This is a genomic window from Pseudonocardia sp. D17, from assembly GCF_036984265.1.
Lineage (GTDB): Bacteria > Actinomycetota > Actinomycetes > Mycobacteriales > Pseudonocardiaceae > Pseudonocardia > Pseudonocardia benzenivorans.
In genome coordinates this window covers 178,134-190,418 of record NZ_BPRG01000050.1, presented here as the reverse complement: position 1 = coordinate 190,418, position 12,285 = coordinate 178,134, and the positions used below count along the sequence as shown (strand labels likewise).

The 12,285-nt window shown below is 73.4% G+C and carries 11 protein-coding genes; 2 read left to right on the top strand and 9 right to left on the bottom strand.

Features of this window, described 5'->3' with window-relative positions:
- Together PSD17_RS11015 and PSD17_RS11010 are read left to right on the top strand one after the other, a co-directional pair.
- A partial coding sequence (locus PSD17_RS11015) for a hypothetical protein (RefSeq protein WP_339122568.1) occupies positions 1-261 on the top strand: 261 nt, incomplete at its 5' end.
- A gap of 104 nt (positions 262-365) precedes the next feature.
- Positions 366-1,565, top strand: coding sequence for an FAD-dependent monooxygenase (locus tag PSD17_RS11010; protein WP_339122567.1), 1,200 nt, complete (start codon positions 366-368; stop codon positions 1,563-1,565).
- Positions 1,566-1,614: 49 nt separating this feature from the next.
- Here PSD17_RS11010 and PSD17_RS11005 read toward each other — a convergent pair whose 3' ends face one another.
- The 9 genes from PSD17_RS11005 to PSD17_RS10965 all read right to left on the bottom strand — a co-directional run bounded on the left by PSD17_RS11005 (position 1,615) and on the right by PSD17_RS10965 (position 12,083).
- Complete coding sequence (locus tag PSD17_RS11005; RefSeq protein ID WP_013676220.1) at positions 1,615-2,235, bottom strand: zinc ribbon domain-containing protein; 621 nt, start codon at positions 2,233-2,235, stop codon at positions 1,615-1,617.
- Between the two features lie 85 nt (positions 2,236-2,320).
- The gene (locus tag PSD17_RS11000; RefSeq protein ID WP_013676221.1) at positions 2,321-2,824 is read right to left on the bottom strand and encodes a GNAT family N-acetyltransferase; all 504 of its coding nucleotides are present in this window, start codon (positions 2,822-2,824) and stop codon (positions 2,321-2,323) included.
- 26 nt (positions 2,825-2,850) lie between these two features.
- Positions 2,851-5,424, bottom strand: a complete 2,574-nt coding sequence (locus tag PSD17_RS10995; RefSeq protein ID WP_339122566.1) for a sensor histidine kinase — start codon at positions 5,422-5,424, stop codon at positions 2,851-2,853.
- Positions 5,425-5,444: 20 nt separating this feature from the next.
- Positions 5,445-6,065, bottom strand: coding sequence for a potassium-transporting ATPase subunit C (locus tag PSD17_RS10990; protein ID WP_013676223.1), 621 nt, complete (start codon positions 6,063-6,065; stop codon positions 5,445-5,447).
- 1 nt (position 6,066) lies between these two features.
- A complete protein-coding gene (gene kdpB, locus PSD17_RS10985; RefSeq protein WP_339122565.1) occupies positions 6,067-8,172 on the bottom strand; it encodes a potassium-transporting ATPase subunit KdpB in 2,106 nt (701 codons plus the stop codon).
- Positions 8,169-9,830, bottom strand: coding sequence for a potassium-transporting ATPase subunit KdpA (gene kdpA / locus PSD17_RS10980; RefSeq protein WP_339122564.1), 1,662 nt, complete (start codon positions 9,828-9,830; stop codon positions 8,169-8,171). The genes kdpB and kdpA overlap by 4 nt, the downstream gene beginning before the upstream one ends.
- Positions 9,830-9,931 carry a K(+)-transporting ATPase subunit F gene (gene kdpF / locus PSD17_RS10975; protein WP_013676226.1) on the bottom strand — a complete coding sequence of 34 codons (102 nt, stop codon included), beginning with the start codon at positions 9,929-9,931 and terminating at the stop codon, positions 9,830-9,832. The genes kdpA and kdpF overlap by 1 nt, the downstream gene beginning before the upstream one ends.
- 326 nt (positions 9,932-10,257) lie before the next feature.
- A complete protein-coding gene (locus PSD17_RS10970) occupies positions 10,258-11,319 on the bottom strand; it encodes an isocitrate/isopropylmalate dehydrogenase family protein (RefSeq protein ID WP_339122563.1) in 1,062 nt (353 codons plus the stop codon).
- Between the two features lie 62 nt (positions 11,320-11,381).
- The gene (locus tag PSD17_RS10965) at positions 11,382-12,083 is read right to left on the bottom strand and encodes a GntR family transcriptional regulator (protein WP_339122562.1); all 702 of its coding nucleotides are present in this window, start codon (positions 12,081-12,083) and stop codon (positions 11,382-11,384) included.
- Positions 12,084-12,285: the final 202 nt, after the last annotated feature.

Genomic DNA, 12,285 nt, shown 5'->3' with positions numbered 1-12,285 from the left:
CCGCTCGCCGCGGCCCGGGCCGACGTCGTCGAGGGTGTGGCGGGTGCGGCGCTGCTGGACCCCGGCCCCGACCCCGAGCGCGCCGCGTTCCTGCTGGGTGTCGCCGTCGCGCTGCGCGGAACCGCGGTGGTGGGCGACCGGCACGTCGTAGGGACCGCGGCGGCGGCCCGCAACCTGCTCGGTCCCGACGCCTTCTCCGCTGCCTACGCCCGCGGTGCCGCCCTGCCCCGCGAGGAGGCCCTGCACTGTGAGTGGCGATAGCCGTCGCTATCGCGACCATCGCCACTCACGGGCCGCTCGGGGGCCGTCAGCGGCTGTCAGCGGACTGTCGCCGGACTGTCAGCGGCCCGCGCGACCGTCGGGACATGACGAACCACGGACTCACCGGCACCACCGTCCTCGTGTCCGGCGCCAGCATCGCGGGCCCGGCACTGGCGTTCTGGCTCGCCCGCCACGGCGCGGCCGTCACCGTCGTCGAGAAGGCGCCCGAGCTGCGTACCGGCGGCCAGGCCGTCGACTTCAAAGGTGCGGTCCACCGCGCGGTCCTGGATCACATGGGGCTGTACGAGGAGATCGAACGTCGCGCCACCGGCGGCCACGACCAGACCGTCATCGACGCCGACGGCCGCGCGATCACGACCATCCCCGGCGACTTCACCGGCGGCGACGTCGAGATCCGGCGCGGTGACCTCGCCGCCGTCCTCTACGAGCACACCGCCGAGACCTGCGAGTACGTCTTCGGCGACACGGTCACGTCGTTGACCGAGACCGCCGACGGCGTGCACGTCACCTTCCGCGAGGCCGCCCCGCGCACGTTCGACCTCGTGGTCGGCGCCGACGGCATCCACTCCGCGGTCCGCCGCCTCGCGTTCGGCCCCGAGGCCGACTTCGTCCGGCACCTCGGGTACCACTATGCGCTGGCCGACGTCGGCGACCTCGGCCTCGCCGGCGGCGCCGTCATGTACAACGAGCCCGGCCGGATGTGTGCCGTCGGCGGCCCGAAGGCACCCGCGTTCTTCGTCTTCGCGACCGACGCCGACGACCGGGCCGCCCGGCTCGACGCCGCCCGCGACGACGCCCTCGCCCAGCAGCGGATGCTCGCCGAGGCCTACCGCGGCGCCGGCTGGCGGGTCGGTGAGGTCGTCGACCGGCTGCCGGGGTCGACGGGCTTCTACCTCGACTCGATCAGCCAGGTGCGCATCGACCGCTGGTCGTCGGGCCGGATCGTGCTGCTCGGCGACTCGGCGTGGGGCAACACGCTCGGCGGCTTCGGGACGGGCCTCGCCGTCGTCGGCGCGTATGTGCTCGCCGGTGAGCTGGCCGCCGCCGGCGGCGACCACCGGGTCGCGTTCGCCGAGTACGAGGCGGTGATGCGGCGCTACGCGAAGGTCGCGAAGAAGGGGAACGCCGGGCCGTTCCTGGCGCCGCGCACGCGCGCGGGCGGATGGCTGCGCAACGCGATCTTCCGCTTCCGGCCCATGCTCGCGCTGATGCTGCGGATGACCGACGACTACGCCACCGACGTCGACCTGCGCGACTACCCGCGCCCCTCCGGGGTGTCGTGAACCGGCCCGCCGCGCGTGCCGCCGTCGCGCGGCACCGACGCGGCGCGGCTCAGGCGGGTGTGCCGCAGTGCCCGCAGAACCGGGTGCCCTGCGACGGTGCGCCGCACCCCCGGCAGGACGGTGGCGCGAACGGGGTGCCGCAGTGACCGCAGAACCGGCCCGGGCCGACCGCACCGCAGCTCGTGCAGGTCCGGCCACCTCCCGCCGGTGCCCCGTAGCCGGGGGAATGCCCATGAGTGCCGTGGCCGGGCCGGCCGTACGGGTCGGCGCCCTGGGGCGGGCCGTGCTGGGCGGGCGCGCACGTCGTGCAGACGTCGGCGCGCTGGTCCCAGCACTGGTGCCGGCACACCCAGTCGGTGCAGCCGCGGCACTGCCGGAACTCCCCCGCGACGTCCTCCGACGCCTCCAGCAGCCGCTTGTCGTTCGTGACGCCGCGGGTGCCGGAACGGTCCCACTGCGCGATGTAGCCGATCTCCTGGACCCGGTTGCCGATCTCCCCGCCGAGGATGCTCCCGCCCAGCGCGGCGAGCCGACCGCCGAAGCCGGTGACCGAGGGCCGGAACCGCGACCGGAAGCCGTTGCCGCAGCGCTGGCAGCGGAACTCGAACTGGTACCCCTCGTTCGTGCTCATGTCGGAGAAGTTGCTGGTGAAGGGAATCAGTTCGGTCATCTCGTCCCGTCCGTCGGAGCTCTGACGATTAGTCGCCCGCCACGCCCCGGACGCTACGGACGTCTGTCCGAAAAGAACGAAATATTCACGAATTTCCGGTGATCGGGAGCGTCGCGAAGAACCGGACGACCGGCATCGGTGTGAACCCGGCGCGCTCGTAGGTGCGCCGCGCGGGCGCGTGCCCGACGTCGCCGCCCGTCTCGACCATCGCGACGGCCATCCCGCGCGCGGCCAACCCGTCGGCGGCGTACCGGGTGAGGGCGCCGCCGATCCCCCGCCGCTGGAACTCCGGGTCGACGGCGAGCATGACGATCTCACCGAGCCGCTCGGCCTCGTCGGCGCGGGCGGCGACGAAGCCCGCGACCCGCCCGCCGTCGACCGCGACCGCGACGTCGTGGCCCGTCGCCGTGCAGACCTGGCCGACGGCGCGCCGCTGGACCGGCTCCCACTCCGGGAAGAAGTGCTCGTACACGCCCGAGCCCGCGAGCACGTCACGCATCGAGGCGAAGACCGGCGCCCAGGCCCGGACGGCCAGGTCGAGCACGGCGGGCAGGTCGTCGTCGTGCAACGTCCGGATCGTGGGGGTCACGCGGAGATGCTGGCAGTTCGGCAGCGTCAGTGCGCCGTCGAACCGGGCGCCGTCGATCCGGAGGAGCGGAGCGCGACGGCCGGCAGCGACACGACCACGGTGAGCCCACCGCCGGGGGTGTCCTCGGCGGTCAGCGTGCCGCCCATGACCTCGGTGAGCCCGCGCGCGACGGACAGCCCCAGTCCCGTCCCGGTGCCACGGTCGCCCAGCCGCTGGAAGGGTGTGAACAGCCGGTCGCGCTGCCTCGGCGGCACCCCCGGTCCGGCGTCGACCACCCGCAGCTCGACGCGGTCGGCGTACGCGCTGCCCCGCACCGCCACGGCGGCGCCGTCGCCGTGGCGCAGCGCGTTGTCCAGCAGGTTCGCGACGACGCGTTCGAGCAGGCCGGCGTCGGCGCACACGTCGGGCAGGTCCTCGGCGACGTCGAGGTCGATCCGCTCGGCGCCCGGCAACCCCAGCAGCGCCCGGGCGACGACCTCGGCGTAGCCGAGCGGTTCGAGCAGCGGGGTGACCGCACCGGCGGCGAGCCGCGAGGAGTCCAGCAGGTTGTCGACGAGCCCGGTGAGCCGGTCGGCGGACTCCTCGATCGTCGCCGCCAGCTCGGCACGGTCGGCGTCCGACAGCGGCAGCGACGGGTCGCGCAGGCTGCCTGCCGAAGCCTTGATCGACGTCAGCGGCGTGCGCAGGTCGTGGCCGACGGCCGAGAGCAGCCCGCTGCGGGTCTCGTTGGCCTCGGCACGCCGCTGCGCCGCGACGGCGTCGGCGGCCGCCCGCTGGCTGCGCAGCGCGACCAGCGCCTGGCCGCCGACCACCTCGAGCAGCCGGCGGTCGTGCGCGGGCAACGACCGGCCGGTCCCCACGAGGTGCAGCCCCGCCTCGACGGCGACGTCGACCTCGGCGTCCTCGGGCCGGCCGCACTCGGCGGGCCCGGACACGGCGATCCGCGCCCAGCCGGCGGCTCCGTCACCGCGTTCGAGCAGGGCGACGCAGCGCAGCCCGAACGCCTCCCGGACCTTCTCCAGCAGCCGCGGCAGCGGGTCGGCGCGGGTGAGCACGGTCCGCGCGAACGACGCCAGCAGCGCCGCCTCGGTGCGCGCCCGCGCAGCCTGCTCGGCCCGCCGTGCCGCCCGGTCGACGACGAGCGCCACGAGCACCGCGACCAGCAGCATCGCGACGAGGGTGACGACGTTCTCGGTCTCCCCGATCGTCAGCGAGTACAGCGGCGGGGTGAGGAAGAAGTTCAGCATCAGCACGCCGAGCACGGCGGCGACGAGCGCGGGGCCGAGCCCGCCGACGAGGGCGGCGACGACCGTCGCCAGGAAGAACAGCACGACGTCGGTGGAGAGTCCGACGATCCCGCGCAGTGCCACCCCCAGCGCGGTCGCGGCCACCGGGGCGAGCACGCACAGCACCCAGCCGAGCATCCGGCGGCCGCCGGGCACGTTGCTGCGCAACGTGGGCAGCCGCAGCGCCGAGCCGGCGGCGTCGTGGGTGACCATGTGGACGTCGATCGAGCCGGACTCCTGCACGACGCGCGCGCCGATCCCCGGATCGAACAGCCGGGCCAGCCGGGACCGGCGCGACGTGCCCAGCACCAGCTGGGTCGCGTTCACGCCGCGCGCGAACTCCAGCAGCGAGTCCGTCACCCCTGACGCCCCGGAGTCGCCGACGACGGTGTGGAACGAGGCGCCGACGTCGTCGGCCAGCGTGCGCAGCCGCGCGGCCGCGCCCACAGGGGCACCGGCCAGCCCGTCGCCGCGCAGCACGTGGACGGCGAGCAGGTCGGCCTGCCCCGCCCGCTTCGCGATCCGGGCGGCGCGGCGAAGGACTGTCTCGCTCTCGGGGCCGCCGGTCAGCGCGACGACGACCCGCTCCCGGGTCTCCCACGTCTCGCGGATGTGCTTGTCGCTGCGGTAGCGCTGCAGCGCGACGTCGACCTCGTCGGCGACCCACAGCAGCGCCAGCTCGCGCAGCGCGATGAGGTTGCCGGGCTGGAAGTAGTTGGCGAGTGCGGCGTCGACCTTCTCGGCCGCGTAGACGTTGCCGTGGGCGAGCCTGCGCCGCAGCGCCTCCGGGGTGATGTCGACGAGCTCGATCTGCTCGGCGCGGCGGACGAACCCGTCGGGCACCGTCTCGCGCTGGCGGACCCCGGTGATCCGCTGCACGACGTCGTTGAGCGACTCGAGGTGCTGCACGTTGACCGTGGACAGGACGTCGATGCCGGCCGCCAGGATCTCCTCGACGTCCTGCCAGCGCTTCGCGTGCCGCGAGCCGGGGGCGTTGGTGTGGGCCAGCTCGTCGACGAGCACGACGTCGGGCCGCCGGGCGAGGACGTCCTCGACGTCGAGCTCGGTGAGGACGTTCCCGCCGCGGACCACCTCCCGGCGGGGCAGTACCTCCAGCCCCTCGAGGAGCTCGGCGGTGCGGGGCCTGCCGTGGGTCTCGACGAGCCCGACGACGACGTCGGTGCCGCGCTCCCACCGTCGCCGCGCCTCGCCGAGCATCGCGAAGGTCTTGCCGACGCCGGGCGCGGCCCCGAGGTAGATACGCAGCTCACCGGCCCGCCCCACGCGCTCCACCCCCTGTCCCACCGCCATCATGGACCCGCCTGCCCCCGGCGCTAGCGGTGCAGTGCGCCCTGCACGGCGAGGTTGAGCGTCGTGACGTCGACCGCCGGCTCGCCGAGGAAGCCGAGGGCCCGCCCGCTCGTCGCCTGCGCGACCAGCCCCTGCACCTGTGCGACCGGCAGCCCGGTGACCCGGGCGACGCGCGCGACCTGCAGCGCCGCGTACGCCGGGCTGATGTCGGGGTCGAGCCCGGAGCCCGACGCGGTGACGGCGTCGGTGGGCACGGCGGCGGGCGCGACGCCCTCGCGCTGCGCGATGGCCGCGCGGCGCTGCTCGACCTCGTGCAGCAGGTCCTGCGAGTCGGCTGCCTTGTTCGACCCGCCCGAGGTGGTGGTGTCGGCCGGGCCGAGCACCCCCTGTGCCGAGGCCGCCGGCCGGGTGTGGAAGTACGGGTCGGCGGCGGGGTTCGCGGGCACCGGGTCGACGCCGATCACCGACGACCCGGCCACGGTCCCGTCGGCTGCGGTGACGACCGAGCCCTCGGCCGACCCGGACAGGCCCGGGATCCGCGAGACCCCCCATACGGCCAGCGGGTAGACGATCCCGCACACGATGGTGAAGACGATCAACAGCCGCAGACCGGTGCCGGTCTGCCTGCGCAACGTGGAGAGCACGTCACATCCCCGGGATGAGTCGGACCAGCAGGTCGATGAGGTAGATGCCGACGAACGGCGTGACGACGCCGCCGAGGCCGTAGATCAGCAGGTTGCGGCGGAGCAGGGCGGCCGCGGACGTGGGCCGGTAGCGGACGCCGCGCAGCGCCAGCGGGATCAGCGCGATGATGACCAGCGCGTTGAAGATCACCGCCGAGAGGATCGCGGACTGCGGCGAGTGCAGCCCCATGATGTTGAGCAGGCCGAGCGAGGGATAGAGCGCGGCGAACATCGCGGGCAGGATCGCGAAGTACTTCGCGAGGTCGTTGGCCACGGAGAACGTGGTCAGCGCGCCGCGGGTGATCAGCAGCTGCTTGCCGATCTCGACGATCGAGATCAGCTTCGTCGGGTCGGAGTCGAGGTCGACCATGTTGCCGGCCTCCTTGGCCGCGGCCGTCCCGGTGTTCATCGCGACGCCGACGTCGGCCTGCGCGAGCGCGGGTGCGTCGTTGGTGCCGTCGCCGGTCATCGCGACGAGCCGCCCGCCCTCCTGCTCCTTCCTGATCAGCTCCATCTTGTCCTCGGGGGTGGCCTCGGCGAGGTGGTCGTCGACGCCGGCCTCGGCCGCGATCGCCCTGGCGGTGCGGGGGTTGTCGCCGGTGATCATCACCGTCCGGATGCCCATGGCCCGCAGCTCGGCGAACCGCGCCGCGATGCCGGGCTTGACGACGTCGGAGAGCCGGACGATCCCGAGCACCCGCGCCGAGCCGCCCTCGGGACCCGCCGCCTCGGCCACGACCAGCGGCGTACCGCCCTCGTCGCCGATCGCGTCGGCGATGCGTGTGACCTGGTCCGACCGGGTGCCCGCCCAGGCCAGCACGGCGGCCGCGGCACCCTTGCGGACCGCGCGGCCGGGCAGGTCGAGGCCGGACATCCGGGTCTGCGCGGTGAACGCGACGAACTGCGCCACGGCCTCGTCGGCCGTCGCTCCCGCGGCCAGCCCGTGGTCGCGTGCGCAGAGCTCGACGATGCTGCGACCCTCCGGGGTCTGGTCGGCGAGGCTCGACAGCCGGGCCGCGGCGGCGAGCTCGGCCAGGGAGGTGTCGCCCACCGGGATCAGCTCGGTCGCCCGCCGGTTGCCGAAGGTGATCGTGCCCGTCTTGTCCAGCAGCAGGGTGTCGATGTCCCCGGCCGCCTCGACGGCCCGGCCGGACTTCGCGAGCACGTTGCGCTGCACCAGCCGGTCCATGCCCGCGATGCCGATGGCCGAGAGCAGCGCCCCGATCGTCGTCGGGATCAGGCAGACCAGGAGGGCCACCAGCGTCACCACGGACTGCAGCCCGCCCGCGTAGGCACTCATCGGCTGCAGCGCGACGACCGCGAGCAGGAAGATGATCGTCAGCGCGGCGAGCAGGATCGTCAGCGCGATCTCGTTGGGTGTCTTCTGCCGCGACGCGCCCTCGACGAGCGCGATCATCCGGTCGACGAACGACTCCCCCGGCGTCGTGGTGATCTCGACGACGATGCGGTCCGACAGCACGGTCGTGCCACCGGTGACGCTGGACCGGTCGCCGCCCGCCTCCCGCACGACGGGTGCGGACTCGCCGGTGATGGCCGACTCGTCGACGGTCGCGATGCCCTCGACGACGTCGCCGTCGCCGGGGATCGTCTCCCCCGCCTCCACGACGACCCGGTCGCCGATCCGCAGCTCCGTGCCGCCGACGCGCTCCTCGCCGCCGTCGGCGGTCAGCCGCCGGGCCACCGTGTCGCGTTTGGTGCGGCGCAACGTCCCCGCCTGGGCCTTGCCCCTGCCCTCGGCGACGGCCTCGGCCAGGTTGGCGAACAGCACCGTGAACCACAGCCAGACGGCGATCAGCCAGCCGAACACCGTCGGGTCGACGATCGCGTCCACGGTGACCAGCACGGAGCCGACCCACACGACGAACATCACCGGGTTGCGCAGCTGGGCCCGCGGGTCGAGCTTGCGCAGTGCGTCCGGCAGCGAGGCCCACAGCTGCGCGGGCCGGAAGGCACCGGCCTGCACCGGGCCCGCCGCCGCGCGCACCGCGTCGCGACCGTCGGTGTCGGGCTGGGTCGTCGCCGCAGAGGTGGTCGACGAGGTGGTCATGCCAGTGCCTCCGCGATCGGGCCGAGGGCCAGTGCCGGGAAGAAGGTGAGGGCGGCGACGAGCACGACGGTGCCGCCCACGAGGACCGCGAACTGCGGTTTGTCGGTCGGCAGCGTTCCGGCCCCTGGCTCGACGCGGCGCTGCGCGGCCAGCGAACCGGCCAGCGCGAGGACGGCCAGGATCGGCACGAAGCGGCCGAGCAGCATCGCCACGCCGAGGGTCGACTGGAAGAAGTTGCCGGTCACGGTGATCCCGGCGAATGCGCTGCCGTTGTTGTTCGCCGTGCTGGCGTAGGCGTAGAGCACCTCGGAGAAGCCGTGCGCGCCGCCGTTGTTCAGCGCGCCCGCGGTGCCGGGCAGGGCGATCGCCAGCCCCGCCCCGATCAGCACGATCGTCGGCATCACCAGGATCGAGACCGCGGCGGCGGTCACCTCCCGCCTGCCGAGCTTCTTGCCCAGGTACTCCGGGGTGCGGCCCACCATCAGCCCGGCCAGGAACACGGCGATGACGGCCAGCACGAGGATGCCGTAGAGGCCGGTCCCGACACCGCCCGGCGCGACCTCGCCGAGGAGCATGTTCAGCAGCGTCGCCCCGCCTGCGCCCCCGGTGAAGGAGTCGTGCATCGAGTTGACCGCCCCGGTCGACGTGCCGGTCGTCGAGATGCCGAACAGCACCGACGACGGGATGCCGAACCGGACCTCCTTGCCCTCCAGCGCCCCGCCCGCGGCGAGCGCGGCCGGACCGTTCGGGTGCGTCTCGGCGTACCAGGCGACGGCCAGCAGCCCCGCCCACAGCACGCCCATCACCGAGACCAGGACGGTGCCCTGCCGCGGGTTGCGCACCATGGTCCCGAAGGTGCGGGTGAGGCACACCGGGATCAGCAGCATCAGGAAGATCTGGAACAGGTTCGAGACGGCGTTCGGGTTCTCGAACGGGTGCGCGGAGTTGGCGTTGAAGATGCCGCCACCGTTGGTGCCGAGCTGTTTGATCGCCTCCTGCGACGCGGTCGGGGCGAGCGGCAGCGTGTGCGCGGCCCCGTCGACGCCGGTCGTGTCGACGCCCGCGTGCAGCGACATCGTCACTCCCATGACCAGCAGCAGGACGGCCGCGACGAACGCCAGCGGCAGCAGGATGCGCACGGTGCCGCGGGTGAGGTCGACCCACACGTTCCCGAGCCGGTCGGTGCCCGAGCGGACGAACCCGCGGATCAGCGCGACGGCCACGGCCAGCCCGACGGCTGCCGACAGCACGTTCTGCACGGTGAGCCCGGCCATCTGCACGGTGTCGCCCAGCGTCTGCTCGGGCACGTAGGACTGCCAGTTCGTGTTGGTGACGAAGGAGACCGCGGTGTTGAACGCCGTCGCAGGCGGGACCGGTCCGCGCCCGAAGCTCGCCGGCAGGACGGGTTGGAGGCGCTGCAGGAGGTAGAGCAGCGCGCACGAGACGAACGAGAAGCCCAGCACGCCCGCGGCGTAGGTGGGCCAGCGCTGGCCGCTCGAGGCGTCGACCCGGACGAGCCGGTAGAGCATGGACTCGATGCGCCAGTGCCGTTCGGCGGTGAAGACGCGGGCCATGTAGTCGCCGAGCGGGACGTAGCACACGCCGAGCAGCACGAGCAGCGCGGCGACCTGGAACAGGCCCGCGAGGGTGTCGCCCATCAGAACCGCTCCGGGCGGAGCAGGGCGACCGTCAGATGGACGAGCAGCGCGAGGGCGACGAGGCCCCCGATCACATTGGTCACCACGTCGGCGGTACTCACAGGCGCTCCAGCCCGCGCAGGCACAGCACCAGCACGGCGAACACGCCCACCAGCAGCAGCGTGTACAGCAGATCGGCCACCGGGAACTCACTCCTGGGTCGGGGGCCGCCGGTACCTCCGGCGGGCCGACCGAGTCTGCGATCCGCCGGCCCGGCCGGCCGCGGCCACCGACGCGACCTTGACGCCACGACCCCGCGTCTTGACGCGTTCCCTACGCCCCGGAGACGCCGGTCACCCGCAGGCTCGACCCACCCATGGGCACCCGCCGGGGGAACGGCTCACCGATCGTGGGCAGGCATGCCGAGGGGGCCCGCCGGGCCGGGTGGTCAGAGCGCGGCGACGACGGCCGCGGTGACCTCGCTCGTCGAGGCGGTGCCGCCGATGTCACGGGTCCGCACCCCGGCGGAGAGCGCTGCGCCCACCGCCGCGCGCACGCGGGCGGCGGCCTTGAGGCAGCGGCCGTCGTCGTGCCGGTCCCCGAGCCAGTCGAGCATCATCGCGACGGAGAGGATCATGCCGACCGGGTTGGCGACGTCGAGCCCGGCGATGTCGGGCGCGCTGCCGTGGCAGGGCTGGAAGACGGCGTGGTCGCGACCGATGTCGCCGGACGGCGCGAGGCCGAGCCCGCCGGTGATGCCGGCGGCGAGGTCGGAGACGATGTCGCCGAACATGTTCTCCATGACGACGACGTCGAACCGCTCGGGCTCGCGGACCATCATCATCACGCCGGCGTCGACGTAGACCCGCTCGGTCTCGACGTCGGGGTGCCGCGCGGCGACCTCGTCGAACACGGTGCGCAGGAACGCCTGGCTCTTCAGCACGTTGGCCTTGTCGAAGAGCGTGACCCGCCCGGCGTGCCCGGCCTCGCGGCGGGCCGCGGCGAGCGAGAACGCGATGTCGAACAGCGTCTCGCTGGTCGCGCGGGTGATCGTCATCCGGTCGTGCTCGACGTCGGGATCGGCCGACCGCGGGTCGCGACGGCCGGCGAAGAGGCCCTCGGTGCTCTCGCGCACGACGACGAAGTCGATGTCTCGTGCATACAACACAGGGTCGATGCCGGGGAGCAACGTGGACGGCCGGACGCCCGCCACGAGGTCGTAGCGCTCCCGGATGTCGAGCTGCGGGGTGATCTCGGTGCCGTCCTCGCGCCGGACGTCGGGCAGGCCCATGGCGCCGAAGAGCACGGCGTCGGCGCGGCCGACGGCCGCCATGACCGGCTCCGCGATGGCGACGCCGGTCCGCTGGTAGGCGCTGGCACCGGCGTCGAGGAACTCCAGGTCGACCTCCAGGCCGACCGCGGCGGCGACGGCCCGCAGCACGGCGACACCGGAGTCCGTGACCTCGATCCCGATCCCGTCCCCGGGCAGGACGACGACGTCGTAGGCCATGCGGCCCTCCAGTTCGCAGCACAGAGGCAACAGAGGCAATGAGGCCGCGGGATTGTATGCAGTCAGCTCGCCTCGATGGAAGCAGCATCGGGGCCGATCACCTCACCGCGGCCCTCGAGCAACCGCGACTTGGCCGAGTACACATGGGCGAGCATCACCGACTCGGCCCACTGCGGGCTGCGGGCCCGGAAGGCGGCGAGAATCTCCCGATGGTGCCGGTTGCTGCGCTCCTGGTCGGCGCGCGTGTAGTCGTGCACGGTCCGCAGCATCAGCGGCCCGATGACGACGCTGGCCCGGACGGCGGCGAAGATCTCCCCGCCCGCCGCGCGCGCGATGGAGCCGTGGAACTCGCGATTGAACGCGGCCAGGAGGTCGATGAGCTCCGGGTCGCCCAGCTCCATCGCCGCGGTCTGCCGCTCGACCTTGTCGCACAGCGTCGTCAGCCGGTCGATCTCCTCGTCCGACATCGTCACCGCGGCCCGGCGCACCATGAACCCCTCGACGACGGCGCGCATGTCGTAGATCGCGGCGATGTCGAGCGAGCGCCAGTCGACGACGCGGGCGCCACGGTGCGGCAGCACCTCGACGAGACCCTCGGACTGCAAGCGGCGCAACGACTCCCGCACCGGGGTTCGACTCAGCCCGTACCGCTCGGCCAGGTTGGCCTCGCCCAGCCGGGCGCCGCCCTCCAGCTCTCCGGACATGATGTCGGCCCGGATCATGCGGTAGGCCCGGTCGGCCGCCCGTTCGTTACTCGACGTCACTCGCCGAGACGGTACAGGTCCGAACGGCCCACGCCACCCTTGCAGCCGCTCGACCCACCGAAATCCTCGAACTTTGTGCACACTTCGCGGCGTGCGGCGGGTCCGGCTGTTTCCGGCAGGTTACCGGCTGACACCCTGACTGGCTGCGGATTCAATGCCAGGAGCGGCCGTACGGCCGTTGACGTCGCAACCGCGAGTTGCA

Bases quoted from the DNA above. Each gene is read 5' to 3' on its own strand.
- PSD17_RS11010 (WP_339122567.1), top strand. From the start codon at position 366: ATGACGAACCACGGACTCACCGGCACCACCGTCCTCGTGTCCGGCGCC.
- PSD17_RS11005 (WP_013676220.1), bottom strand. From the start codon at position 2,235: ATGACCGAACTGATTCCCTTCACCAGCAACTTCTCCGACATGAGCACG.
- PSD17_RS10995 (WP_339122566.1), bottom strand. From the start codon at position 5,424: ATGATGGCGGTGGGACAGGGGGTGGAGCGCGTGGGGCGGGCCGGTGAG.
- kdpB (WP_339122565.1), bottom strand. From the start codon at position 8,172: ATGACCACCTCGTCGACCACCTCTGCGGCGACGACCCAGCCCGACACC.
- kdpA (WP_339122564.1), bottom strand. From the start codon at position 9,830: ATGGGCGACACCCTCGCGGGCCTGTTCCAGGTCGCCGCGCTGCTCGTG.
- PSD17_RS10970 (WP_339122563.1), bottom strand. From the start codon at position 11,319: ATGGCCTACGACGTCGTCGTCCTGCCCGGGGACGGGATCGGGATCGAG.